Genomic DNA, 25,616 nt, shown 5'->3' on the forward strand with positions numbered 1-25,616 from the left:
CAAACGTGTCGATAACACCGAGCATTGTAAGAAGGTGTTTCGAGCAAGACCCGTTTAGCTGATTTACACTGCGCTCACCAACCTCATCTGTAACAAGGAAATAACCTATGGGCGTGATAACTGAGTTCAAGGCCTTCGCGGTCAAAGGTAACGTGGTCGACATGGCCGTCGGCATCATCATCGGTGCCGCCTTCGGCAAGATCGTTTCATCGTTTGTCGGCGATGTGGTGATGCCACCCATCGGCCTGCTGATCGGAGGGGTGGATTTCAGCGACCTGGCCATTACGCTCAAGGCAGCCAACGGCGATATCCCGGCGGTAATGGTGGCGTACGGTAAATTCATCCAGAGCATGATTGACTTCATCATCGTCGCCTTCGCGATCTTCATGGGCGTAAAAGCCATCAACCGTTTGAAACGCGAAGAGGCCGTTGCGCCAACGCTGCCGCCGGTTCCGAGCAAAGAAGAGGAGCTGTTGGAAGAGATCCGCGATCTGCTTAAGGCCCAGAACAATCGGCCCTGAACGCTTTTGTAAAACAAGAATCGGCGCCCTCGAGGCGCCGTTTTTTTACCAGTAGTTTTCCACCGCCACTTGCCCGGGGCGTCGGCTGAGGCTCAAGTGCATGTGGCGCTGTTTGAGCAATTTACGCGTGTCATCAATCATTTGCGGATTGCCGCAGAGCATGACCCTGGAATGCTCGGCCGTCAGCGCCAAGCCTGCCGCCCGCTCCAGCTCGCCACTTTCGATCAGCGTCGTTATCCGGCCACTCAGGGCCCCAGGATGCTCCTCGCGAGTGACGGTAGTGATGAACCGCAGCTTGTGCGCAAACTCCGCTAAGTAGTCGCGCTGCGCCAACCCGCTGATAAGCTCCTGATAAGCCAACTCCCGGGCTTCGCGCACACTGTAGACCAGGATAATTCGTTCGAATTTCTTCCAGACCTCGAAGTCCTGCAGGATCGACAGAAACGGCGCCAGACCAGTGCCTGTGGATAACAACCAAAGGTCACGGCCATCGACGAAGCGATCAAGCGTCAGGTAACCAAAGGCCTGGCGTTCGACCAGCAGCGTATCGCCGACGCCCAGCCGACTCAGCTCACTCGTGAACTCCCCCCCTGGCACCACAATGGAAAAGAACTCGAGGAATTCGTCATAGGGCGACGACACCATGGAGTAGGCGCGCCATACCGTGCTGCCGTCAGCCTTGGTAACGCCCAACCGGGCGAATTGCCCGGCACGAAAACGAAAACCCGGATCCCGGGTGGTGCGCAGGGTGAACAGGCTGGGGGTCAACGGCTGGACGTTGAGCAAGGTCTGGCGAGTGAACTTTTCTGCACTGGCGGTCATGGGGTGCTCCATTCAACAGATAGCCACAGTGTCCCGCAAAGCGAGTGGCTTAAACACCGATGATTTGTAGTGGCTTTAGCCAGGTACGCTCACCCTCAAAAACTTCATATAGACGATCTAATACTAACCGCTCAGATAACTCACAATTACAAAGCCAATTATATTAAGCCCGACATCCCGCTATCCAGGCTCATGCTGCTAAACGTTAGAACCAGAGACTATTTTAAAGAACGTCAGTAACGCAAAATATTCTCAACGCGCACGTAGGAATTATCCTACACTCGGCTCGTACATAAATTGGATCCAAAAAAACACCCCCGGGTAATTCCACAAATGGAGAAACAAGATGGAGAGGTGGAAGGAATCACAGCTCAACCAATTATCGTGTGCAACGGAGATTGATACTGCCTACAGGATTTCACTTGGATTCGCGAAAAATATAGGGTTTAAATTTTTCGCCTTTTCAACGACATACCAAATAAAAACTGACGAGTTTAAGACTGTTCAGCTCAATAACTACCCTACAGACTGGAACATTGAATATGAACAAAAAAACTTCGGCTCGATAGATCCGGTATTGGCTCATTGCAATCACTCCAGACTACCGGTCCTTTGGAGTGAAGAACTTTTTTCCAAGACCCCGTGGATATGGGACGCGCTTGAGCAACGAGGATTGCAGCACGGTTGGTCACAATCGTTCCATGACGAGGAAAACGGTCATTGCAGCATTCTGAGCCTGGCGAGAAGCCATTGCCCGATAACGGCATTTGAGCTGTATGAAAATCTCGGTTTTTCAATGTTCATTGGGCACCATCTCCACACGTTAATCGCGCAGACACTGCCCAAGAAAGCGGTGAAGCCCTCCGCACCGCATTTGACCCCCCGCGAAATCGACGTATTGAAACTGGCGGCTGTGGGTAAGACTGCGTATGAGAGTGCCAGAATCCTTAATCTCAGCGCACGCACGGTCAATTTCCATGTGCAAAGCGCGATTCTGAAACTGGGAGTCAATAACAAAATTTCGGCAGTGCTCGCCGCAACCAAGTGCGGCTCTCTCAACAGCAGCGCTATAGGTTGATCATAAAAACCTGCAAGTAATCCAAATGAAAAAAACGTACCATTTGCGGTTCCCCCTGAGTGATGACGTGTAAAACTACACGCTGCAGTCCACTCGGACGGTCCCGCCCGCTACAACGCCTCAGGGCTGCGGGACATCTCTATTGAATACCCCCGTTGATTACCCAGAGCCCCCGCCCAATGCCCTTGCTCGAAACCCCCTTCGCCCGACTCGACCTGATCCGCCAGCCCGACCAGCAGAACGAACCGCTGCAGGCGTTTGATGCCGCAGACGAATACCTGCTCAATCATTTGGCTGACCAACAGCCCTCGGCCGACACTCGGGTTTTGGTGCTCAACGACAGTTTTGGCGCATTGGCCGCCAGCCTGGTGGGCAAGGTTCAAGTGACCAGCAGCGGCGACTCGTTCCTGGCCTTTCAGGGGCTGGAAAAGAATCTGATCCGTAACGGCCAGGCGTTTGATGCGGTGCCGAGCGTACCGGCCAGCGAAGCCTTTTCGGGCCCTTTTGACCGGGTACTGATCCGGATCCCGAAAACCCTCGCCTTGCTGGAAGAGCAATTGATTCGCTTGCAGGGACAACTCGCGCCGGGTGCTCAGGTGATTGCTGCCGCAATGATCAAGCATTTACCCCGAGCCGCGGGCGATCTGCTGGAACGCTACATCGGCCCGGTGCAAGCCTCGTTGGCGGTGAAGAAGGCTCGGCTATTGATCGCGAGCGCTGAAATCAAAGCGCCCGACGTGTCCCCCTACCCGACCCGTTATCGACTCGACACGCCTGAGATCGAACTGCTCAATCACGCCAATGTGTTCTGCCGCGAAGGGCTGGATATCGGCACGCGAGCGTTTTTGCCGCACCTGCCAAAGAACCTCGGCTCGGCGCGGGTCGCCGACCTCGGTTGCGGTAACGGGGTTTTGGCCATCGCCAGCGCTTTGCAAAACCCTGAGGCCCATTACACGATGGTGGACGAATCGTTCATGGCCGTGCAATCGGCCGCCGAAAACTGGCGCACGGCGCTCGGTGACCGGGAAGTGGTTGTACGTGCCGACGATGGATTGGCGGGTCAGGAACCTCAGTCCCTGGACGTGGTGCTGTGCAATCCACCGTTTCACCAACAACAAGTCGTCGGCGACTTCCTGGCCTGGCGCATGTTCCAGCAGGCCCGAGAGGCACTGGTGGTGGGCGGCGCGTTGTACATCGTCGGCAACCGGCATCTGGGTTATCACAGCAAGCTCGCGCGGTTGTTCCGCGGCGTCGAGCAAGTGGCGGCCACACCCAAGTTCGTGATCCTTAAAGCCCGCAAATGACGGGTAAAAAAAACCCTCCATCGGGAGGGTTGTAAATCCGTGCCGCAAGGTAACGGAATGGGATCAGGTGTCCAAAAATCAGTGGGTCGTCAGGCCCGCGGCATTCATGAACAGGCGCATCAGGCTGGCCACGATGAACAGCGCCACAACGCTGCCGGTCCAGATCATCGCCAGCCAACCGAGTCGCTGCCAGAGCGGCTTTTTCTCTGCTGCTTCGATTTCCTGCAAGGAATGTTTACCCGCCATCATCGCAATCTCCTCTGAAAGGGCGCAGGTATCAGCACTGCGCCGCTGTCGCGTGTTCTAGTGGTAACCATCTTCGTGGGTGACCTTGCCGCGGAACACGTAGTAGCTCCAGAAGGTGTAACCCAGGATGAATGGGATGATGAACAACGTGCCCACCAGCATGAAGCCCTGACTTTGCGGCGGTGCGGCGGCGTCCCAGATCGAGATCGACGGCGGCACGATGTTTGGCCACAAGCTGATGCCCAGGCCGCTGTAGCCCAGGAAGATCAGCACCAGCGTCAGCAGGAACGGCGTGTAGTTCGCATTGCGAGCCACCGCGCGGATCAGACCGTACATGGTCACCAGCACCAGAATCGGCACCGGCAGGAACCAGAACAGATTCGGCAGGGTAAACCAGCGAGACGCGATGTCGGCGTGGGCCAGGGGAGTCCAGATGCTGACGATACCGATCACCGCCAGCACCACGAAGGCCAGTGGTCGTGCCAGGTCATGCATCTGTTCCTGCAACTTGCCTTCGGTCTTCATGATCAGCCAAGTGCAGCCAAGCAGCGCGTAAGCCACCACCAGCGCTGCGCCACAGAACATTGTGAACGGCGTGAACCAGTCCAGTGAGCCGCCGGCAAACTGACGGTTGACCACTGGAAATCCATCGATGAACGCCCCCAATGCCACGCCCTGGAAGAAGGTGGCGGCGATTGAGCCACCGATGAACGCCTTGTCCCAGAGATGGCGCTTGTCGTCCTTGGCCTTGAAGCGGAACTCGAAGGCCACACCGCGGAAGATCAGCCCGATCAGCATAAAAATCAGCGGCAGGTACAACGCCGAGAGCACCACCGAATACGCCAGCGGGAAGGCACCGAACAACGCTGCGCCGCCCAGTACCAGCCAGGTTTCGTTACCGTCCCAGACCGGCGCGACGGTGTTCATCATGACGTCACGATCAGCCTTGCCCTTGATGAACGGGAAGAGAATCCCGATGCCCAGGTCGAAGCCGTCCATGACCACGTACATCATGATGCCGAAGATGATGATCACGGCCCAGATCAGCGGAAGATCAATACCCATGATTCAAATCTCCTTGGTCAGGCTGGGGCTGTGATCACCGTCACCGTTGTCATCGGCGGCGGACAGCGGACGGGCCGGCGTGCGTTTCTGGCCAGGACCACCATCGTTGGTTTCCTTGCCTTCGTCGATCTTCGGCCCTTTGCGCACCAGGCGCATCATGTAACCCAGACCGGCACCGAACAGCGCGAAATAGACCACGACAAACATGATCAACGTGATGCTCATCTGCATGAAGCTGTGATTGGAAGATGCATCCGCGGTGCGCATCAGGCCGTAGACCACCCACGGCTGACGGCCGATTTCAGTGGTGAACCAACCGGCGAGGATCGCAATCAGGCCGGACGGGCCCATCCATAACGCCAGGTACAGGAACGGCCGCGAGGTATAGAGCTTGTCGCTCTTGCGCAGCCACAGGCTCCACAGACCAGTGAAGATCATCAGAAGGCCCAAGCCGACCATGATCCGGAACGACCAGAAAACGATGGTCGAATTCGGCCGGTCTTCAGGCGGGAAGTCCTTGAGCGCCGGCACCTGCTTGTCCAGCGAGTGCGTGAGGATCAGGCTGCCCAGGTACGGAATCTCGACGGCGAATCTGGTTTTCTCGGCTTTCATGTCCGGCCAGCCGAACAGGATCAGCGGAGTCGGTTCATCACCGACGTTTTCCCAGTGGCCTTCAATCGCGGCGATTTTCGCTGGCTGATGCTCAAGCGTATTCAGCCCGTGGAAGTCTCCGATGACGGCCTGAATCGGCGCCACGATCAACGCCATCCACATGGCCATCGAGAGCATGGTGCGGATCGCCGGGTTGTCCTTGCCGCGCAGCAAATGCCAGGCCGCCGAGGAACCGACGAAGAAGGCGGTCGCAACGAACGCCGCCGTCGACATGTGCAACAGGCGGTAAGGAAATGACGGATTGAAGATCACCGCCAGCCAGTCCACCGGAATGACCTGGCCATTGACAATTTCGTAGCCCTGCGGGGTCTGCATCCAGCTGTTGGAGGCAAGAATCCAGAAGGTCGAGATCAGCGTGCCGATGGCCACCATCACCGTGGCGAAGAAGTGCAGATTGCGCCCGACCTTGTTCCAACCGAACAGCATGACGCCGAGGAAACCGGCTTCGAGGAAGAAAGCGGTGAGTACTTCGTACGTCAGCAACGGCCCGGTCACCGAGCCGGCGAAGTCCGAGAAGCGGCTCCAGTTGGTGCCGAACTGATAGGCCATGACGAGCCCGGAGACCACGCCCATGCCGAAGTTGACGGCAAAGATCTTCGACCAGAAGTGGTACAGATCGCGGTACGTGTCGTTATGGGTTTTCAGCCACAGGCCTTCGAGCACCGCCAGGTAACTCGCCAGGCCAATGGTGATGGCGGGAAATAGAATGTGAAACGAAATGGTGAACGCGAACTGAATCCGGGCAAGATCAAGTGCCTCCAAACCGAACATAAGTCTTCCTCTGTCAGGTAATACCGGCTGAAGGCTTGTGGCCTACACCCACTGCCCCCACGGATATGGAGTGTGGCGAATTTGAATTCGTTCTTTTTTTACAAACATCACAACGTAGGGAGTCTGGCCAGCTGGCCTGCGGATCATTTCCACGAGCGTTCTTGATCTGGATCAAGCAACGTTAAAAGAGTAGTCCCATTTTTGACGATGGACGGTGTGGTCTTTTGCCGCGTGACAGGTTGCCTCACCGATGGGGGCCAGGCATATCGGTGTCTAGCTAACGAAATTTCCGAGCGCTGCAACTTTTGGTTACAGCTTGGTGATGGGCGGTCAAGCCGGATTCAAACTCGCCCAACTGTCGGGGCGCTGCTGATGTCGCTGTACCTGGCGAGATTTGCCGTGGAGCGTTCGTGTGCCGGTGGAAGAAGTGAAGGCCTGAAGCAGTTGTCGATCAATCTATCATCGAACCCATTGCCGTCCACGCCTGACACGCTCTAAACCACCAACTCCCCCGCCACCGCCGCTCGCGTGGCCTTACCGCAGAGTTGTTCCACCAGCGTCAGGGCGAACGGCAACACCGCCCCTGAACCCTGCGCGGTGATGCAGTTGCCATCGACCACCACCGGTTGATCGACGAAGTTGCACCCCAACAGTTGATGGCTGGCCGATGGCAGGCAGGTCATGCGCCGCTGACGCAGTACGCCAAAGGCTTGCAACGCCAGCGCCGGGGCCTCGGCGATGCCGGCGAACAGGCGTCCGGCCGCGGCCTGATCCTTGATCAATTGTTGCAGGGGTTGATGGGCCGCCAGATGTTGCGCCCCCACGGCACCGCCGGGCAGGACAATCAGGTCGAACGGCTGGGCCAGCACGTCCACCAGCATCGCGTCGGACGTCACTCGGGTGCCGCGCGCGCAGGTGAGCATGCGCCGCCGCTCGATGCTGGCCACCACCAGTTCAACCTTGGCGCGGCGCAACACATCAATCAGGGTCACTGATTGCAGGTCATCGATGCCCTCGGCGAGGGTAATCAGAGCTCTAAAGGTCATGGGCGCAGTCCACAGGATGATCTTTAAAGCGTAGTCAGCTTTCCTGCCCCTTGTTCGAACCCGCCGTTACTTGATGTAAAGCTGCGTCGACAGCGTATTGCCTGGCGCGTTGATCGACGTGTTGCTGAAGGTGAAAGTACCTTCCTGCTTACCGGCCAGATCGAAGACATACAAATAGCCGACGGTTTTTTTCCCGACGGTGCACTCAGTCAGGTTGCCATTATCAAAAGCACAGACCGGGGTTCGCGTGCCGTTCACCTCAAAACCATCCAGCCCGACATGCGCGCTGCGACCGTAACCGACTTCCAGCACGTAGACCTTGATGTTCGGTCCGCTGTGATTGCAGCGGGTTTGCTCTTGCCCCTGCGCGATGTCTTCAAAGCCGCAGCCCGGCGACTCGACCTTGAGTACCTTCACCTGACTCAACGGCGCCGCCGATGCAGCCGAGGCGGTGTGTGCCCCCAGGAACAAGGCGATCGACACTGCGCATACGGCAATCAGACGTCTATTCATGCAATACATAAGTACCCCCAAAACCAGCGCGCAGTATGGCGCAGTTGGCTTTACCGCAAAACATCGACGACGATCGCAGCCATAAGCAGCCATAGCCCCACGCTGCTGGTATGATGCGCGGCTTTTTCCGACCCACAGAAAATCACCAGGGCGCCATTAGCGGTCTGTGCTTTGCTGTTGAGGTCGATACATTCACGGCGCCGGGCGCGCCACGGGGAGCAGACATGCTGGAAAGGCTGTTTCAACTCAAGGCACACAACACCAACGTGCGGACCGAGATTCTGGCGGGCGTCACGACCTTTTTGGCCATGGCCTACATTCTGTTCGTCAACCCGAGCATTCTCGGCGAGACCGGCATGGACAAGGGCGCGGTGTTCGTCGCCACGTGCCTGGCAGCCGCCTTCGGCTCCACGGTGATGGGCCTGATCGCCAACTATCCGATCGCCCTCGCGCCGGGCATGGGCCTGAACGCCTTCTTTACCTACACCGTGGTCCTGCACATGGGCCATACCTGGCAAGTGGCGCTGGGGGCGGTGTTCATCTCGGCGGTGCTGTTTTTCCTGCTGTCGATCTTCCGCATCCGCGAATGGATCATCAACAGCATCCCGTTGCCGCTGCGTTCGGCGATTGCCGCCGGTATCGGCCTGTTCCTGGCACTGATCGCCCTGCATAACGCGGGCATCGTGGTGAGCAACCCGGCAACCATGGTCGGCCTCGGCGACTTGAAACAACCGGCCCCGATCCTCGCGACCCTCGGCTTTGCCCTGATCGTGGCACTTGAAGCGCTTAAAGTGCGCGGCGCGGTACTGATCGGCATTCTGGCGGTGACCGTCGCCTCGATCGTGATGGGCTTCACCCCGTTTGGCGGCGTGATGTCGATGCCGCCGTCCCTGGCCCCGACGTTCCTGCAACTGGACATCAAGGGCGCCCTGGACATCGGGCTAGTCAGCGTGATTTTCGCCTTCCTGTTCGTCGACCTGTTCGACAACTCCGGCACCCTGATCGGCGTCGCCAAGCGCGCCGGCCTGATGGGCAAGGACGGTCATATGCCGAAAATGGGGCGCGCCCTGATCGCAGACAGTACCGCGGCCATGGCCGGTTCGCTGCTGGGCACTTCGACCACCACCAGTTACATCGAATCCGCCGCCGGCGTGAGTGCCGGTGGCCGCACCGGCCTGACCGCCGTTGTCGTGGCGATTCTGTTCCTGCTGGCGCTGTTTTTCTCGCCATTGGCGGCCAGCGTTCCAGCCTTTGCTACCGCGCCTGCACTGCTGTTCGTCGCGGTATTGATGACATCTGGCCTGGCCGAAATAGACTGGGACGACATCACCGTCGCCGCACCGGTCGTGGTCACCGCCCTGGCCATGCCGTTCACTTATTCCATCGCCAACGGCATCGCCTTCGGTTTCATCTCCTGGACCGCGATCAAGTTGCTGTCCGGTCGCGCCCGTGAGCTCAACTCGGCGCTGGTGATTCTGTCGATCCTGTTCGTGATCAAGTTGGGTTGGTTCAACGCATGACTTTTGATTCCCAGGCTTACGCCGTTCAGCTCGAAGATAAGGTCACGCGCCTGCGTGACCTGCTGGCCCCGTTCGGTGCGCCAGAACCTGCAGTGTTCGACTCACCGCTGCAAAATTTCCGTCTGCGCGCCGAATTCCGCTTGTGGCGCGAAGCCGGTGAGCGTCACTACGCGATGTTTTCCCAGGAAGATAAACGCACACCGATCCTGATCGAAGCGTTCCCGATCGCAAGCCTGCGTATCAATCAGTTGATGCCGCAGCTTAAGGCGGCGTGGCAAGCCAGTGCGGCCTTGAGCCACAAGCTGTTTCAGGTGGAGTTCCTGACCACGCTGGCTGGCGATGCGATGATCACGCTGTGCTATCACCGCCCGCTGGATGAGCACTGGCACGCGGCGGCCTCGAAACTGGCCGCCGACCTGAACGTCAGCATCATCGGCCGTTCCAAGGGTAAACGCGAAGTGATTGGTCACGATTACGTGGTCGAGCAGATGGACGTCGGCGGTCGCACCTTCAGCTACCGCCAGCCGGAAGGCGCGTTCACCCAGCCCAACGGCACCGTGAACCAGAAGATGCTCAACTGGGCTTACGACGCACTCGGTGATCGCTCCGACGATTTGCTGGAGCTGTATTGCGGCAATGGCAACTTCACCCTCCCGCTCGCAACGCGCGTGCGCAAAGTGCTGGCCACCGAAATCAGCAAGGCCTCGGTTAACGCGGCGTTGAGCAATCTCAGCGAAAACGCTGTGGATAACGTCACGTTGGTGCGTTTGTCCGCCGAGGAACTGACCGAAGCCCTGAACGAAGTTCGTCCGTTCCGTCGTCTGCACGGCATCGATCTGAAGAGCTACGAGTTCGGTAGTGTCTTCGTCGATCCACCTCGCGCCGGCATGGACCCGGACACCTGCGAGCTGACCCGCCGCTTCGACAACATCCTCTATATTTCCTGCAACCCGGAAACCCTGGCGGCCAACATCGCCCAACTGCACGACACCCACCGCATCACCCGATGCGCAATGTTCGACCAGTTCCCGTGGACCCATCACATGGAATCCGGGGTGTTGTTGACTCGGCGTTGATTGCCGGTGCCAGACAAGAAAGCCGTCTCAATGACGGCTTTTTTTTCACACAATCACCCAGGCTGATTTTTTCGATACTCGGTCGTGGTCATTCCGGCATAACCCCAGTTATCCGTGTCGACCTCCTCGATCACGATGTGGGTCAGGTCCGGACGCTTGCCGAGGACTCGCTGCAAGGTGTCGGTGATTTCGGCGATGACCTGGGCTTTCTGCTCCCGGGTCACGCCGTCACGGGTAATACGTACGCTGACGAAAGGCATGACGTTTCTCCTGTCCGGTGATTAAAAAAGACCGACCACTTGCCGGTAATGAAGTCGGCGCTGGTCAAGTAAAGCACCGCTTCGGTGATTTCATCTACAGTGGCGAAATCCAGCACTTCATTTGATCCCCGGTGTCATCAATCATGCAGCGACAATTCGACGATCTTCAGTTGGGCAGCATCGAGCTGTTTTGTCTGGCCGCCGAGGCTGGCAGCTTTACCGCCGCCGCGCTGGTGGCTGGCGTGACGCCGGCAGCCGTGAGCCGCTCGGTATCGCGCATGGAAGAGCGCCTGGGCGTGCGGTTGTTCGCCCGCACCACCCGCAGCGTCAAACTGACCGACAGTGGTCGGCGGTATTACGAGGAATGTCGTCAGGCGCTGGCGCAACTGGTCGAGGCCCAGCGCGAGGTCATGGGCCATCAGCAACAGCCTTCCGGCACGTTGCGCATCAGCATTCCCACCACCTATGCCCATCACCGGATTCTGCCGTTGCTGCCAGCTTTTCGGGCACGCTTTCCGATGGTGAAGGTCGAGTCGCACATCAGCAATCGCAATATCGATTTTGTCGGTGAGGGTTATGACATGGCGATCCGCGTGCGGGCGATTCCGGATTCCGGCCTGATCGCCCGCCACTTGGAGGATGCAGCACTGGTGATGATTGCCAGTCCCGATTACCTGAAACGTGCCGGTGTCCCGCACACACTGGATGACCTTCAGCAGCACGAATGCATTCAGTACGAACTGCCCAGCAGCGGTCGGCGGATTGCCTGGCTGTTCAACGACAATGGCGTGCACCGGGAGATTCTGGCCGAGGGTAATCTCAGTTGTTCCGACGACGTACTGGGCGGCGTGACCCTGGCCAAATACGGGGCGGGGTTGTTTCAGACCTACCGCTTCATCGTCGAAAAAGACCTGGCCGATGGCTCGCTGGTGGAAGTACTCAAGCCTTGTGGCGGGCGCTCGCGGCCGTTCACCCTGCTCTACCCGCAAAGTCGCCATATGCCGCTGCGGTTGAGGGCGTTTATCGATTTTCTGGTTGAACAGCTGCCTCGCTAGAAACCCGAAACCGTCCGATCACCGCACACAAAAACCTTGCGAACCGCCTCTTCAATTGACCAGATTAACCAGCTAGTACAATTTATCTCCCGAGGCTGAAACCCTCAGCCAATGCCAAAAATAATAAGTGGAGAGACCCCGATGCCCCCGATCGTTCTGGTGCTCAACGGCCCGAATCTGAACCTGCTAGGCACCCGAGAGCGCTGGAGCATTTAGTCCACGTTTGAAGGGGTGAAGGCCGTGACTTAGAACAACGCGGTATTGGCCGGACTGATCGGCGCCGGCATCCAGGCTTCCCGCACCCCTGCGCTGCACGAGCATGAAGGCGGCACAGGGTTTGCGTTACCTCTATCGCCTGATTGATCTGGATCAGTTGAAACTCGACAGCGACGCCCTGCCCGATCTGTCGATGGCCGCCGAACGCATGAATTTCACCGGCCTGAATATCACCTTTCCGTGCACATCAGGCCTGCAGATACCGCAAAACCGACTCGCAGATCATCTCCCGATGACGCTGCTTGATGCTTTCGTCCGGCAAGTCGATCTGAAAAGTCTCAGCGAAAGTATGGCGGTTCGATACGCGATAGAAGCAGAACGAGCTGATCAGCAGGTGCACATCCAGCGGCTCAAGTCCCGCGCGAAAAACGCCTTCCTCAGCACCACGACGCAAAATCTCGCCCAGTGAATCGAGAATGGTGTTGTTCATCGCCTTGATCGCATCGGAACGTTTCACGTATTCAGCGTTGTGAATGTTCTCGATGCTGACAATCCGCACAAAGTCGACGTTGCGATCATGGTGGTCGAAGGTGAATTCAACCAGCCGACGAATCGCTTCCACCGGCGCCAGTTCGGTCAGGTGCAGACGGTTTTCGGTGCTGCGGATATCGTCGTAGAGTTTCTCCAGTACCTCGACGTAGAGCTGTTCCTTACTGCCGAAGTAGTAATAGATCATGCGTTTGGAGGTGTGGATGCGCTCGGCGATCGCATCGACGCGTGCGCCGGAAAGCCCCTGCTGGACGAACTCGACAATGGCTTCTTGAAGGATGTTCTCGCGGGTCTTTTCCGGGTTGTTCTTGCGACTCTTGCGGGGCTCGGCCATGGGTTCGTCGGGCGCTGGGGAGAGTTCTGAAATAATTGTCATTGCGGGCTCACGGCCATCACGGCACAGGCTGGCAATTATGGGGCGCGCCGCACAGTGAAGGAAGCCGCGCGGCAGCGGTTTGTACCCGTGTTTACGATTTCCCTACAACTTTGCCTGACATACGGCACCACTGCGGATTTGGCCATGGCCGCCAGTCGCACCGCCACGTTGGCCGCACCGTATCCCGCGTAGCCATTCTTGCGCTGGATAATTTCAAAGAAAAACCACCCTTCAAACGGTTCGGTGAGCCGGCCATGATCGAGGCTTTCCTCGAAGCCGACCACCGACCGGGACCTGTCGCGCACGATCGAGACCCTGGTGTCGCTCAAGGATGCGGTCGACCAATAATCCCGCCGACGCAGGCGGTCGCCTGCTCGATAAAAATCCATCGCCTGAAGGAATTAGATGGGTTGTCCGTGTTCAATACGAGTCTGGAGTATTCCCGGCAACCCACCACAGGTTGCCGGGAAGGCTCCTGCGCGCAACAAAAGATGGACGACCGGACTGGCGCCGCTCCCACTCAGCAGCAACACTCATCCCCACGGACAATCAGAGGATTCCCACATGCTATGGAAAAAAGGCCGACGCAGCGACAACGTGGTCGATGCCCGTGGAGATGATGCCGGCGGTGGTGGTGGCGGGATGCGCTTCGGTGGCGGCAAGGGCCTGAGCCTGACGGCGATTATATTGATCGTCGGGATCGGCTGGATCACCGGCCAGGACCCGATGCAAATCCTCGGGCAACTGACCGGGCAGATGAGCGAGCAATCGGCACCCGCACCGACCGAAACCCGCAAGGCCCCGCCGGCCAATGATGAAGGGGCCGAGTTCGTGCGCTCGATCCTCGGCGATACTGAAGACACCTGGAATCAGATTTTCCAGCAGGCGGGTCGTCAATATAAGGAACCGACCCTGGTGCTGTTCAGTAGCCGCGTCAATTCGGCCTGTGGCCTGGCAACATCGGCGACCGGCCCTTTCTATTGCCCGGAGGACCAGAAGGTTTACCTGGACATGAGTTTCTTCCAGGAAATGTCTCAACGCTTCTCAGCTGCTGGCGACTTCGCTCAGGCCTACGTGATCGCTCACGAAATCGGACACCATGTGCAGACCTTGCTCGGTGTTTCGGCGAAGATTCAGACCGCCCGCCAACAGGGCCGGCAGATGGAAGGCGACGGCGGTTTGCTGGTGCGCCAGGAACTTCAAGCCGATTGCCTGGCCGGGGTCTGGGCCAACAATGCGCAGAAACGTCTGAACTGGCTGGAACCCGGTGACATCGAAGAAGCCTTGAACGCCGCCAACGCCATCGGCGATGACCGCTTGCAGCAACAAGGTCAGGGGCGCGTGGTCCCGGACTCGTTTACGCATGGTACGTCGGCGCAAAGGGTGCGCTGGTTCAAAACCGGATTCGCGCAAGGCCAGGTCGGCCAGTGCGATACCTTTGCAGCGAAAAACCTATAAATGAATAAGTGGCTGTTAGCTCTACTGATCACCTGCGCAAGCGCCCAGGCTGCCGAGCATGCGGTCAAGGAGGTCAGCCCCGGACGCCTGCTGCTGACTTCAGGTGAAATCGCGGTGGGCATCGGCCCGGCGCCGACGAAAATCGAACGCGTGCTGATCATCATCCACGGTCGATTGCGCAATGCCCAAACCTATCGCCAGAGCGCAGAGCACGCGGCCGAGCAGGCCGGGCAAAGCGCAACCACCTTGGTGATCGCCCCGCAATTTCTCAATGAAACCGACGTCGCGCTCCACCCAGTGGCTGACAGCGTATTGCGCTGGCAGGGCAATGACTGGATGGCTGGCGGCTTATCCACTGCTCCGTTTTCCCTGAGCTCCTACGCGGCGCTCGACGAAATCATCGCCCGAATCGGCGATCGAAAACAGTTTCCGGACGTGAAGCAAATTGTCATTGCCGGTCACTCCGGTGGCGCTCAGGTGGTGCAGCGATACGCGTTGCTGGGCCACGATCAGCCAGCGCTCAAGGCGGCCGACATACAGGTGCGTTACGTCATTGCCAACCCGTCGTCTTATGCGTACTTCGATGAACGACGGCCGGTGGCGTTCAGCCACGCCGGTTGCCCGAATTTCAATCGCTGGAAATATGGGCTGGCGAATCTCCCTGCCTACGCTGATGGGCAAACACCCGCGCAGCTGAAGGAAAACTACGTCAAGCGTGACGTCGTTTATCTATTGGGGCAGCAGGACATCGACCCGAAGCAACCGGCGCTGGATAAAAGCTGTGAGGCCCAAGCTCAGGGAGCCAATCGATTGATTCGCGGGCGCAATTATTTTGCTTATCTGAAACGGCTGCACCCTCAAGGACTGAGTCAGCAACTGATCGAAGTGCCTGGGGTCGGGCATGATGGGGAGGGTATGTTCAACTCGCCTGAGGGGCAGAAGGCGTTGTTCGGGCAGTGAGTTTTTGTGGTGTTTTAGCCGACGCCATCGCCGGCAAGCCTTGCTCCTACGGGGTTGTGGTGTGCACGCGATTGCATTTACACCAAGGACCTGTAGGAGCAAGGCTTGCCCGCGAAGGGGCCCTCAAGCCGACAACATCTGCCGCAACGCCACGCAATCGGCGGCATGCCAATCAGTCAATTCCGGCCAGGGATTATCCGGCAGGTTCACCAACACCGTCCGCGTCCCTGCCGCCCGGCCGCAATCCAGATCAAAGCGGTAATCACCGACCATCACCATCTCACTGGCCGGTACATTCCAGGCCTGGGCCAACTTCAGCAAACCACCTGGATGGGGTTTTGGCGGTGCTTCATCACGGCCCAGCACATCTTCCACCGCGAAGCAGTCGGCCAGACCGATTGCCTCCAGCGTCACATGCGCCAGTTCGCGAGCATTGCGGGTGAGAATGCCCAGGCGATAGCCGCGCCCGGCCAGTTCACGCACCAGTGCTACCGCGCCCGGTGCCGCTGTCGAACCCAGCGCCAGGTCTCGTTCGTGTTCCAGCAACCATGCATGTTTGGCCATAGCTTCATCGGCCGGGAGCGCGGCGAGGTGGGTCAGGATGTCGTCTTCGGCCGGGATCGCCAGCGCCACGCGAATTGCCGCGAAATCATGCACGGCCACCGTCAGAGTGCCGTCCATGTCGAACACCCAGTGCCGCACATCGGCCAGGCTCATGCCCAATCCTTGCGGTGGCGAATCAGGCCTTCCTGCGTGACCGAGGCCACCAGTTGCCCGGCGCGGTTGAACACGCTGCCGCGGGAGAAACCACGGGAATTGCCGGCCCACGGGCTGTCCATCGCATACAGCAGCCAGTCATCGGCGCGCAGATCGGCGTGAAACCACAGCGAATGATCGAGGCTGGCGACCTGCATGTCTTTCTGCCAGACCGACTTGCCGTGAGGCTGCATTGACGTGGTCAGCAGACCGAAATCCGAGGCGTAGGCCAGCAGGTATTTATGCAACGCCGGGGAATCGGCCAAGGCACCGTCGGCGCGAAACCAGACGTACTTGATCGGATCGGACGGTTGCGGGTTGTAGGGATCTTTCTCGGTGATCGGTCGGAACTCGATCGGTTTGGGGCACAGAAATTTTTCGCGCATGTGCTCGGGAATCAGGTGCGCACGCTGCTGGGTGAGTTCCAATTCCGACGGCAGGTTTTCCGGGCCGACCACAATCGGCATCTCGGCCTGGTGCTGGAAGCCTTCTTCGTCGTACTGGAAGGAAGCGCTGCAGGTGAAGATTGGGTTGCCTTTCTGAATCGCTGTCACCCGACGCGTACTGAAGCTGCCGCCGTCGCGTACCCGATCAACCTGATAAACCACGGGCAACGCGGAATCGCCCGGACGCAGGAAATAACCGTGCATCGAATGCACATGGCGCGCTTCTTCGACCGTCTGACTGGCCGCCGACAGGGACTGACCGATTACCTGACCGCCGAACAGCTGACGAAAACCCAGGTCCTGGCTGCGGCCACGGAACAAGTTTTCTTCGATCGGTTCCAGGGTCAACAGGTCAACCAGATCATCCAACACTTGGCTCATTCAGACTCTCCTCACACAACGCATGCCGCGCAGTCTTGGCTGCGACGGTCGATTCAATTTCTGGCCAGGGCCCATGGGAGCCATTGTAAACGTCCGTGCCGGCTTATCCATGCAAGGTTTGCAGCCATTGTTCACGAGTGATGCGGTACAGCACATGGTGACGCAGGGGATGATCGACCGCGAGCTTCGGATGTTCAAAATCATCGGCTGAATCATGGTGCATGCCGATCGCCTGCATGACTTTCTGCGACGGCAGGTTGGTTTCGCTGGTGAAGGACACGACTTCTTTCAGCGGCAACCGGTCAAACCCGCAGCGCAGAGCGGTCCACGCCGCTTCACTGGCGTAGCCAAGGCCCCAGTGCTCGCGGGCCAGGCGCCAGCCAATTTCGGTGGCCGGGGTAAAAGGCGCGTCGAAACCAATCACCCCGAGCCCGGTAAACCCGATAAATGCCCCGGTATCCTTGCGCTCCAGCGCCCAGAGACCGAAGCCATGCTCGGCAAAATGGCCACGAATCCGTCCGATCAGCGAAGCACTTTCCAGTCGACTCAAGGGCGCCGGAAAATATCGCATCACCTGTGGATCGGCGCACATCGCCGCAAACGCCGGCAAATCCTCATCGCGCCACTGCCGTAACAGCAGTCGCGCGCTCTCGAGTTCCAGTATCGGCTCCATCGTGCCCCCCGTTTCCATGCCGCAAGTCTACATCGCTGGTAGGATCCTTCCTTCATTCCGAACTGAATTCGTCATGCCCCCGCCCCTGATCTACCACGAAGACTACAGTCCCGAGTTCCCGGCGGATCACCGCTTCCCCATGGACAAGTTTCGCCTGCTGCGCGATCACCTGGTGGACAGCGGCCTGACCCGGGAAGCCGACCTGCTGCGCCCCGACCTCTGCCCGCCAGAGATTCTCGCCCTCGCTCATGACTCTGCGTATATCGAACGCTACATGAGTGGCGAATTGTCCCGCGAAGACCAGCGGCGCCTCGGCCTGCCGTGGAGCGAAGCCCTGGCCCGGCGCACGGTTCGGGCAGTTGGCGGCTCGCTTTTGGCCGCCGAGCAGGCGCTGGAACATGGTCTGGCCTGTCATTTGGCGGGTGGCACCCATCACGCTCACTACGACCATCCTGCCGGGTTTTGCATCTTCAATGACCTGGCAGTGATCAGCCATTTCTTGCTGGAAAGTGGCCGTGTGAATCGGGTGCTGATCTTCGACTGCGATGTGCATCAGGGTGACGGTACTGCACGGATTCTGCACAACACCCCGGACGCGGTGACCGTTTCCCTGCACTGCGAAAAGAATTTTCCTGCACGCAAGGCCGAAAGTGACTGGGACATTCCACTGCCCATGGGGATGGGCGATGCCGACTACCTGAAGGTGGTGGACGATGCGCTCAACTATTTGCTGCCGCTCTACCAACCTGACCTCGTGCTGTACGACGCCGGCGTCGATGTGCATAAAGATGACGCACTCGGTTACCTGAAGCTGACCGACGAAGGCGTGGCCGCTCGCGATGAAAGTGTGATGCGTCATTGCCTGGGCCGCGATATTCCGGTGGTCGGCGTGATCGGCGGCGGCTACAGCAAGGACCGCAAGGCGTTGGCGCGCCGTCATGGAATCCTCCATCACAGCGCGCAGCGGGTCTGGCAGTCATCAGGTTGTCATTGAGGTGTGGGTCTTTACCCACAATGTCTGTGGAACTGCCTGTGGATAACCTGAGTGAAAGGTACTGCAGGCCATGCTGCCTATAGCCTGCACAGGGGTGGTTGTTTTTCGATCAGCTTCTTCAACAACGCCCACAATGATTCGTGCTGGTAGAATGCGCGGCTTATTCCGCCACGCCGCAGCTCTAGCCATGACCCAGCCCTCGCCTTCCTCCACTTCTCACGTTGCCATCATCGGCGGCGGCCCCGCCGGTTTGATGGCGGCTGAAGTGCTGAGCCAGGCCGGGATCAAGGTTGATCTGTACGACGGCATGCCTTCAGTGGGGCGAAAATTCCTGCTGGCCGGTGTGGGTGGCATGAACATCACCCATTCCGAAGCTTATCCGGCGTTTCTCTCGCGCTACGCCGAACGCGCGCCGCAGATTGCGCCGCTGCTAAGGTCCTTCGGCGCCGATGCGTTGTGCCAATGGATTCATGACCTGGGCATTGAAACCTTTGTCGGCAGCTCCGGCCGAGTTTTTCCTACAGACATGAAAGCCGCCCCGCTGTTACGCGCCTGGCTCAAACGACTGCGAGACGCTGGCGTAGTTATCCACACCCGCCACCGCTGGCTTGGTTGGGATGACAGCGGTGGTTTGCGCATTGATAGCCCCGACGGCGAAAAAACCGTTCAACCCGACGCAACCTTGCTGGCCCTCGGCGGCGGCAGCTGGTCGCGCCTCGGCTCGGACGGCGCCTGGATGCTGCCACTGGAACAACGCGGCGTAGGACTTGCGCCGCTGCAACCGAGTAATTGCGGCTTCGAGGTGCAGGCCTGGAGCGAGTTGATGGTCAGCAAATTCGCCGGCGCACCGCTGAAAAACATCGCCATTGGCCTCAATGACGACGTCCCACGGCTCGGCGAATGTGTGATCACGGTGACCGGGATTGAAGGCAGTTTGATCTACGCCTTGTCGGCGCCGATCCGCGAAGCCATCAATCAGCACGGCTCGGCGACGATTCACCTCGACCTGTTGCCGGGCAGGGCTGTGGATAAAGTCCAGACTGCGCTGAGCAAACCGCGTGGGTCTCGTTCCATGTCGAAACATTTGCACAGCCAGCTCGGGATCGAGGGTGTGAAAGCGGCGTTGCTGCGCGAACTCACTCCGGCCGAATGCTTCGCTGATCCGGCGCTGCTGGCCAAAGCGATCAAGGCGTTGCCACTGACGTTGGTGAAAACCCGTCCGCTGGATGAAGCCATCAGCAGCGCCGGTGGCGTGATGTTCGAATCGATGGATGAACGATTGATGCTCAAGCAACTGCCTGGCGTGTTCTGCGCGGGGGAAATGCTGGATTGGGAAGCGCCGACGGGGGGGTATTTGCTGACGGCGTGTTTTGCCAGTGGTAGAGCGGCGGGGTTGGGGATGGTGGAGTGGTTGAAGCGAGGGGCGTGATGATCGTTCCCACGCTCTGCGTGGGAATGCCTCTTCGGACGCTCCGCGTTCGGCTTTGAAGGGACGCGGAGCGTCCCGGGCTGCATTCCCACGCAGAGCGTGGGAACGATCAACAGACGCCGCAGAGAATCAAGGCTTACGCTTACGCGGCCCAGTATTAAACACTGGCACCTTGCGCACAGGCTTGATCGAAGGTTCCGGCGCCGAAGCATCACCACTCTCAACCCACTTGCCCAGATTGCGTTTGCCGCCGCCGGACGTCTTCGGCTTCTTCGGTTTTTTCGGCTTCTTGACCACCTGACCGCTGGCATCGGTATCCGGCACCCGGTGCTCAGGCTCGAAGTCATGCTCCATCTGGCGAGGCAATGTCTGACGGGTCAACGTCTCGATGGCCGACAGCAGATTCACTTCATCGGCGCAGACCAGCGAAATAGCCTGCCCGGTGGCACCCGCGCGACCGGTACGACCAATCCGGTGGATGTAGTCCTCAGCCACGATCGGCAGGTCGAAGTTGACCACCAATGGCAAATCTTCGATATCCAGACCACGGGCCGCGACGTCGGTGGCCACAAGAATCTGCACTTCACTGGCCTTGAAACGGTCCAGCGCACGCTGACGGGTCGCCTGCGGTTTGTCACCGTGGATGCCGTCGGCGTTGATGCCCAGGCCCTGGAGTTTTTCCACCAGCGCGTCCACGCCATTGCGGGTCTTGGCGAACACCAGCACCTGCTTCCACTTGCCCTTGCGCAGCAAATGGATGAACAGCTCCGGCTTGCGCTTCTTGTCCACCACCACAACCCATTGCTTGACGGTGTTGGCAGCGACGTTGCGCGGGCTGACTTCGATGCTCAACGGATCGTTGAGCATTTGTCCGGCCAGCAAACGGATCGCGTCGGAGAAGGTCGCGGAAAACAACAGCGTCTGACGTTGCTTCGGCAGCACACGGTAAATGTTCCCCAGCTCCTCGGAAAAACCCAGATCCAGCATGCGGTCGGCTTCGTCAAGAATCAGGGTTTGCAGCTGATTGAACTTTAGGGCCTTCTGGCGATACAGGTCGAGCAAACGACCCGGGGTCGCCACCAGCACGTCGACACCTTTGCGCAGCTTCATCATTTGCGGGTTGATGCTGACGCCGCCGTACACCGCGTAAGTGCTCAACGGTAGATTCTCGGCGTACTGACGCACGGCTTCGTGAACCTGTTCCGCCAGTTCGCGGGTCGGCACCAGGATCAGGGCGCGCACCGAGTTGGAGGCAACTTTCGGCCCTTCCATGGCCAGCAACTGCAGCAGCGGCAGCGCGAAACCGGCGGTCTTGCCGGTGCCGGTCTGGGCCGCAGCCATCAGGTCGCGACCGGCCAGCACCGCCGGAATGGCTTGCGCCTGAACCGGCGTAGGAGTCTGGTAGCCGAGCGTCTCGAGAGAGCGCAGCAAGGGTTCGATCAGGCCAAGGGAGGCGAAAGTCATGGGATTACCGTAGGAAAATTCAGCGCGGGTTTTTCAAAACAAGTGTGCAAAACGAGATGCAATGGCGCGCAGTTTACCCTAATTCACACGGGATTCTGTCGGCACCGCTACGGCAGGTCGAACGGGAGCTCGACGCCACTGCGGCAACCCGATCAACACTACGGCACTGATGATCACCAGCATCGCCAGCCCTTCTTCAATACCGATGGTCTCACCGACAAACACGATCCCCAGCAACACCGCCACCGCCGGGTTGACGTAGGCATAACTGGTGGCCGCCGCCGGACGCACGTTTTTCAACAGGTACATGTAGGCGTTGAAAGCGATGATCGAACCGAAGACCGTCAGGTAGGCCAAGGCTGCCCAGCCTTCAATCGGCGGCATGCTTTCCAGATGTTCACCGCTCAGCGCACTGCCGATCAACAACGCCACGCCGCCCACCAGCATTTCCACGGCACTGGCCATCGCGCCCTGGGGCAACGGCAAATGTTTGCTCCAGACTGAACCGAAGGCCCAGGAAGCTGCCGCGAATATCAGCAATGCGGCGCCCAGCGGGCTCGATTGCAAGTTGGAGCCGAGGTTGAGCATGGCAATGCCGATCAGCCCGAGCATAATCCCGGCCCATTCGAGACGGGTATTACGCGCACCCCAGAAGTATCCGCAAAGCAAGGTAAACAGCGGCACTGTCGCCACCGCCAGCGCGGCAACGCCGGAAGCGACACCCGTGTGTTCGGCGACACTGACCGCACCGTTGCCGCACGTCAGCAGCAAGATCCCGATGATCCCGGCGGCCTTCCACTGCGCCCAGGTCGGTGCCGGCGCCCCGCGCCAACGCAGGAACGCGTACATCAGCGTCCCGGCGATCACGAAACGAATACCGGCGAGCAGCAACGGCGGCCAGTACTCCACGCCGATGCGAATCACCAGGTAGGTCGAGCCCCAAATCACGTACAACGCGAAAAAGGCGGCGATCAACGGCAAGGGAAAACGGCGTAGGCCAGGCATGGGGCGGCTCGTAGGCAAGACAAGTGAACAGCTATTCTAGAAAGGCCAGCGGCGTAAAATAAGTTACAAAACCTGTTTATAGCGCCGGTACACTTTTCAAAACACGGAGATTGCCGTTATAAACCGTGCTTTCGAAAGTCAGTCATTTTTCAGGATTACCACGATGGATAAATACGACCGCACGCTCCTCAGCGCCCTGCTGGAAAACGGTCGTGCGTCCTACGCCGACCTGGCGCGCAAAGTGAACCTGTCCGCCCCGGCCGTGGCCGAGCGCGTGGCCAAACTCGAAGCCTGCGGGGTGATCACCGGGTACCAGGCGAAAGTCGACATGGCCAAGCTTGGATTGCCGATCCAATGCGTCATCGAACTGCGCCTGAACCAGCACGGTAATCAGAAGGCCTACGATGATCTGGTCAAAATCCCACAACTGACCGAATGCCACCGGGTGACGGGTGATCCGTGCGTGATCATGCAGGCGGCGGTGGGATCGATGCCGGAGCTGGAAGAGTTGATTAACCGGATTGCCAAGTTCGGGTTCAGCAAGACGTCGATTGTGTTGTCGAGCGCGATAGAGAAGCGCGTGCCGTTGGGGCAGCTGGAAGGAATACGATAACAACACCCAACTGCCACAACTTAAACGATACGATCAACTAGTTAACAAAACTATTAAACCAACCATTTTATGCATTTAACTTTCTCTGAGAAAATATATTTATCTTCCTGCGAAACTCCTGATACGACGCCAGCTCTCTAACGGGACCATCGGGATTCAGGTCAACAGTTAATCGAGCACGCATCTCAGAAAACCGCTTCTTGAATTTTCCCAGTCGCGCCCCTTGCGTTTCACTAGCCTCGCACAAAGCATCCATCAATAATTGTTTTGTATCTCGAGCACCTTCGAGTCGACGTATCGTTGGAATACTAAGAGCCCCACGATACCCTGAATTACCGGCAACGAGCTTTATCGCATCTACATCAGCCAATAGCCAAGTTTCAAGCATGGTGACTGGAATTACTGGAACGACACGCTCAGCATCAACAACCCCTTCACTTGCAGCCCATATTTCTTGTTCCCGGACGGCTGCACCAACATTATCAGCATCACGATGAACAAGTATCAAATCGGCATGAGGATAGTATTTCATCAAAGCTAAAAGTTTTTCCCGAACGGAACGCCCCACTGCGGGCGTGAACATACCTAAATCTGGGATCTCACCACTAACTTCAGAAAATCCCTCATTAATCAGAATAGTTTGTATATGTTCAACCAGCCGAAGATCTGAGGATCCCTCCCCAGTAAGCACAAATCTTATTTTCATACCTAGGTGTCCTTGATCTCAGTCTTCAAATTCCATTGAGATTTGGCTGTCCGGAGGAAGCGCGAGATAAGCTATAATTGAGCCCTTATCAATACACTCAGAGCCAGATTTAAAGCGCCAACTTTCGCGCAGACTTTTGCAGCGAATTGTAGATGCCGGCATCCCATCGGGACCACGCACCTTAACGACGTCCGCATAAATCAAGTCATCTGGAGTCTCCAACTTAACTAGCACTGGAGAATGCGTAGCAATTAATATCTGGCGCATAGGATTGTCTTCTCCTACCGGATAGTTAGTATCAACAGCCAACTCTTTCAACAAAGACAGCATCGCACCCATTTTTGCTGGATGAATACCATTTTCCGGTTCCTCGAAGCACAGTAACCCCTTGAAGTCAGGGTCTTCAGCCATGATACACAAAGCCATAAAGCGCAGCGTCCCATCTGAAAGTGCACGAGCAGGTAAAAAAGCGCCGGAGCGTTCTTTAACCTCAACAGTCAACAGCTGCCGGACCTGATCAACATCAACTCTCACGTCCGTTGTAGGCACTATCTCAGAAAGACGGCTAGCAATTCGCGAATAAACATTTGCATCTTTACGATGCAACTTATGCAATGCCGCGGCCAGTCTTCCGCCATCGGCTCCAACGCTAGTTTCTTCGTGCATCTTATTTGAACGCCTCATGGCGCTCGGTTCTAAAGACAGAAAACGCCACGACTGCATTTCCCGTCGCGCGGCTAATATAGTTGGCCAAACGGCACTATTAGTGTTAGCAACCACTGTTTTTGGAATATATCTAGCAGGAATTTTCTGCGGCTGCCCGCTACTACCACCATCCTGATGTAAATGTATCTCTACCACTCCGTCATCTACTTTTTGGGTCGAAATAAAACCAGCACCCTTTCGCTTGTTCAAGACAACCTGATCACGAAATTGCGAAACACTCAAAGGAAAATGCAAAAGATTGGTAGCTTCGCCCTTATTTATATGAACAAGCGTTTCTCGAGAAAGATACAAACCTAGAGATCCCGACTTTTCCTCTGATGGGTCTCTAGCAATCTCCACCTCGTAGCGCAGAAACGTGGACGTAGCTTGAGCCTTACGACCAAAGTCATCAACAATATCTAATGGAACAATCATTTCAACGGCGAGTTTTAAGCTCTCAACTCGGTAGTCTCCATTAGTCCAAAAAATATCTAAAGGATCAGTAGACTCAGAGTCTCGAACAGCTAACGCTGCCTCGACAATCGACTTATCGCTAAGCAGTGATAGAAATTTTATAGCATCAAAAATATTCGACTTCCCAACACCATTGAGCCCTGCGATACAATTAAAAGGGCCGAAAGATACAGAAAATTCAAGGAGATTTTTGAAACCATGAGCTTCGAGTTTGGTAAGCATATGAGCTCTCTGTCATCGAGCAGTGGCTAAATTCTACTGGAGTATCTTTGAAGTGACCGCTGGACTCAAGCGAAGAAAAAATACGTGTCGATATCCAGAGCTGACGACACTAGCACCTATGGGACGTACTCAGGCATAGCTCCGTACATACCGACCTAGCCTACCTTGCAGATACGCATAATTCTGAGAAATTTAGCCACGAAAAAAACGATAACAAGGTTTGAAATCAACCCGTAATTT

At 57.6% G+C, this 25,616-nt stretch carries 26 protein-coding genes and 2 pseudogenes; 12 read left to right on the top strand and 16 right to left on the bottom strand.

All coding sequences use genetic code 11. The features are described from left to right. Positions 1–107 precede the first annotated feature (107 nt). The gene (mscL, locus tag ACYZT3_RS25625) at positions 108–521 is read left to right on the top strand and encodes a large-conductance mechanosensitive channel protein MscL (protein ID WP_282381253.1); all 414 of its coding nucleotides are present in this window, start codon (positions 108–110) and stop codon (positions 519–521) included. Positions 522–566: 45 nt separating this feature from the next. Here mscL and ACYZT3_RS25630 read toward each other — a convergent pair whose 3' ends face one another. After that, positions 567–1,343, bottom strand: coding sequence for a ferredoxin--NADP reductase (locus tag ACYZT3_RS25630; RefSeq protein WP_282381255.1), 777 nt, complete (start codon positions 1,341–1,343; stop codon positions 567–569). 346 nt (positions 1,344–1,689) lie between these two features. On the opposite strand from ACYZT3_RS25630, the gene ACYZT3_RS25635 reads away from it, so the two are divergent. Further along, positions 1,690–2,421 carry a helix-turn-helix transcriptional regulator gene (locus ACYZT3_RS25635; protein WP_462031011.1) on the top strand — a complete coding sequence of 244 codons (732 nt, stop codon included), beginning with the start codon at positions 1,690–1,692 and terminating at the stop codon, positions 2,419–2,421. 179 nt (positions 2,422–2,600) lie between these two features. Beyond that, complete coding sequence (locus tag ACYZT3_RS25640) at positions 2,601–3,725, top strand: methyltransferase (protein WP_462031012.1); 1,125 nt, start codon at positions 2,601–2,603, stop codon at positions 3,723–3,725. Positions 3,726–3,803: 78 nt separating this feature from the next. On the opposite strand, the gene ACYZT3_RS25645 is transcribed toward ACYZT3_RS25640, so the two are convergent. From ACYZT3_RS25645 to ACYZT3_RS25665, 5 genes are all read right to left on the bottom strand, one after another. Beyond that, complete coding sequence (locus ACYZT3_RS25645; protein ID WP_462032426.1) at positions 3,804–3,971, bottom strand: DUF2474 domain-containing protein; 168 nt, start codon at positions 3,969–3,971, stop codon at positions 3,804–3,806. A 57-nt stretch (positions 3,972–4,028) separates the two neighbouring features. After that, positions 4,029–5,036, bottom strand: coding sequence for a cytochrome d ubiquinol oxidase subunit II (gene cydB, locus ACYZT3_RS25650; RefSeq protein ID WP_462031013.1), 1,008 nt, complete (start codon positions 5,034–5,036; stop codon positions 4,029–4,031). A gap of 3 nt (positions 5,037–5,039) precedes the next feature. Next, entirely contained in the window at positions 5,040–6,479 is a 1,440-nt protein-coding gene (locus tag ACYZT3_RS25655) for a cytochrome ubiquinol oxidase subunit I (RefSeq protein ID WP_282381263.1), read from the bottom strand. A 494-nt stretch (positions 6,480–6,973) separates the two neighbouring features. Then, positions 6,974–7,525 (bottom strand): DJ-1 family glyoxalase III, encoded by a 552-nt coding sequence (locus ACYZT3_RS25660; RefSeq protein WP_282381265.1) that lies wholly within the window; start codon positions 7,523–7,525, stop codon positions 6,974–6,976. 66 nt (positions 7,526–7,591) lie between these two features. Continuing rightward, a complete protein-coding gene (locus ACYZT3_RS25665) occupies positions 7,592–8,047 on the bottom strand; it encodes a DUF4879 domain-containing protein (RefSeq protein WP_282381267.1) in 456 nt (151 codons plus the stop codon). A 215-nt stretch (positions 8,048–8,262) separates the two neighbouring features. Here ACYZT3_RS25665 and ACYZT3_RS25670 point away from each other — a divergent pair, with 215 nt between their 5' ends. Then, positions 8,263–9,558: an NCS2 family permease gene (locus ACYZT3_RS25670; RefSeq protein WP_282381269.1), complete on the top strand. Its 1,296-nt coding sequence runs from the start codon at positions 8,263–8,265 to the stop codon at positions 9,556–9,558. Continuing rightward, on the top strand, positions 9,555–10,634 hold the full coding sequence (gene trmA, locus ACYZT3_RS25675) for a tRNA (uridine(54)-C5)-methyltransferase TrmA (protein ID WP_462031014.1): 1,080 nt from the start codon (positions 9,555–9,557) through the stop codon (positions 10,632–10,634). Before ACYZT3_RS25670 ends, trmA begins: the two co-directional genes overlap by 4 nt. Positions 10,635–10,687: 53 nt before the next feature. On the opposite strand, the gene ACYZT3_RS25680 is transcribed toward trmA, so the two are convergent. After that, positions 10,688–10,894 carry a tautomerase family protein gene (locus ACYZT3_RS25680; protein WP_271407487.1) on the bottom strand — a complete coding sequence of 69 codons (207 nt, stop codon included), beginning with the start codon at positions 10,892–10,894 and terminating at the stop codon, positions 10,688–10,690. Between the two features lie 143 nt (positions 10,895–11,037). Between ACYZT3_RS25680 and ACYZT3_RS25685 the strand changes: the two genes are divergently transcribed. Then, entirely contained in the window at positions 11,038–11,949 is a 912-nt protein-coding gene (locus tag ACYZT3_RS25685; RefSeq protein WP_282381278.1) for a LysR family transcriptional regulator, read from the top strand. Between the two features lie 261 nt (positions 11,950–12,210). Then, a pseudogene (locus ACYZT3_RS25690) lies at positions 12,211–12,409 on the top strand (shikimate dehydrogenase); the annotation flags it as partial. A gap of 3 nt (positions 12,410–12,412) precedes the next feature. Here ACYZT3_RS25690 and ACYZT3_RS25695 read toward each other — a convergent pair. Next, positions 12,413–13,090: a TetR/AcrR family transcriptional regulator gene (locus tag ACYZT3_RS25695; RefSeq protein ID WP_462031015.1), complete on the bottom strand. Its 678-nt coding sequence runs from the start codon at positions 13,088–13,090 to the stop codon at positions 12,413–12,415. Positions 13,091–13,125: 35 nt separating this feature from the next. Continuing rightward, positions 13,126–13,335 (bottom strand): annotated as a pseudogene (locus ACYZT3_RS25700) (hypothetical protein); the annotation flags it as partial. 319 nt (positions 13,336–13,654) lie between these two features. Between ACYZT3_RS25700 and ypfJ the strand changes: the two are divergent. After that, a complete protein-coding gene (ypfJ, locus tag ACYZT3_RS25705) occupies positions 13,655–14,548 on the top strand; it encodes a KPN_02809 family neutral zinc metallopeptidase (RefSeq protein WP_282381280.1) in 894 nt (297 codons plus the stop codon). Then, positions 14,549–15,508: an alpha/beta hydrolase gene (locus ACYZT3_RS25710; RefSeq protein WP_282381281.1), complete on the top strand. Its 960-nt coding sequence runs from the start codon at positions 14,549–14,551 to the stop codon at positions 15,506–15,508. Between the two features lie 123 nt (positions 15,509–15,631). On the opposite strand, the gene ACYZT3_RS25715 is transcribed toward ACYZT3_RS25710, so the two are convergent. From ACYZT3_RS25715 to ACYZT3_RS25725, 3 genes are all read right to left on the bottom strand, one after another. Further along, entirely contained in the window at positions 15,632–16,225 is a 594-nt protein-coding gene (locus tag ACYZT3_RS25715; RefSeq protein ID WP_462031016.1) for an HAD family hydrolase, read from the bottom strand. Further along, positions 16,222–17,091 carry an acyl-CoA thioesterase II gene (gene tesB, locus ACYZT3_RS25720; protein WP_462031017.1) on the bottom strand — a complete coding sequence of 290 codons (870 nt, stop codon included), beginning with the start codon at positions 17,089–17,091 and terminating at the stop codon, positions 16,222–16,224. The genes ACYZT3_RS25715 and tesB overlap by 4 nt, the downstream gene beginning before the upstream one ends. A gap of 103 nt (positions 17,092–17,194) precedes the next feature. After that, positions 17,195–17,764: a GNAT family N-acetyltransferase gene (locus tag ACYZT3_RS25725; protein ID WP_282381286.1), complete on the bottom strand. Its 570-nt coding sequence runs from the start codon at positions 17,762–17,764 to the stop codon at positions 17,195–17,197. A 73-nt stretch (positions 17,765–17,837) separates the two neighbouring features. Here ACYZT3_RS25725 and ACYZT3_RS25730 point away from each other — a divergent pair, with 73 nt between their 5' ends. Both ACYZT3_RS25730 and ACYZT3_RS25735 read left to right on the top strand, forming a co-directional pair. Further along, positions 17,838–18,758 (top strand): histone deacetylase family protein, encoded by a 921-nt coding sequence (locus ACYZT3_RS25730; RefSeq protein WP_462031018.1) that lies wholly within the window; start codon positions 17,838–17,840, stop codon positions 18,756–18,758. Between the two features lie 187 nt (positions 18,759–18,945). Further along, positions 18,946–20,187 (top strand): TIGR03862 family flavoprotein, encoded by a 1,242-nt coding sequence (locus ACYZT3_RS25735; RefSeq protein ID WP_462031019.1) that lies wholly within the window; start codon positions 18,946–18,948, stop codon positions 20,185–20,187. Between the two features lie 129 nt (positions 20,188–20,316). On the opposite strand, the gene ACYZT3_RS25740 is transcribed toward ACYZT3_RS25735, so the two are convergent. Continuing rightward, the gene (locus ACYZT3_RS25740) at positions 20,317–21,651 is read right to left on the bottom strand and encodes a DEAD/DEAH box helicase (RefSeq protein WP_282381292.1); all 1,335 of its coding nucleotides are present in this window, start codon (positions 21,649–21,651) and stop codon (positions 20,317–20,319) included. Positions 21,652–21,729: 78 nt separating this feature from the next. Further along, complete coding sequence (gene yedA, locus ACYZT3_RS25745) at positions 21,730–22,656, bottom strand: drug/metabolite exporter YedA (RefSeq protein WP_282381293.1); 927 nt, start codon at positions 22,654–22,656, stop codon at positions 21,730–21,732. A gap of 163 nt (positions 22,657–22,819) precedes the next feature. Here yedA and ACYZT3_RS25750 point away from each other — a divergent pair, with 163 nt between their 5' ends. After that, positions 22,820–23,269, top strand: coding sequence for an Lrp/AsnC family transcriptional regulator (locus tag ACYZT3_RS25750; RefSeq protein WP_462031020.1), 450 nt, complete (start codon positions 22,820–22,822; stop codon positions 23,267–23,269). Positions 23,270–23,336: 67 nt separating this feature from the next. On the opposite strand, the gene ACYZT3_RS25755 is transcribed toward ACYZT3_RS25750, so the two are convergent. Together ACYZT3_RS25755 and ACYZT3_RS25760 are read right to left on the bottom strand one after the other, a co-directional pair. Beyond that, entirely contained in the window at positions 23,337–23,975 is a 639-nt protein-coding gene (locus ACYZT3_RS25755; RefSeq protein ID WP_462031021.1) for a hypothetical protein, read from the bottom strand. An 18-nt stretch (positions 23,976–23,993) separates the two neighbouring features. Continuing rightward, complete coding sequence (locus ACYZT3_RS25760; protein ID WP_462031022.1) at positions 23,994–25,376, bottom strand: AAA family ATPase; 1,383 nt, start codon at positions 25,374–25,376, stop codon at positions 23,994–23,996. Positions 25,377–25,616: the final 240 nt, after the last annotated feature.

Source organism: Pseudomonas sp. MDT1-16 (assembly GCF_054898115.1).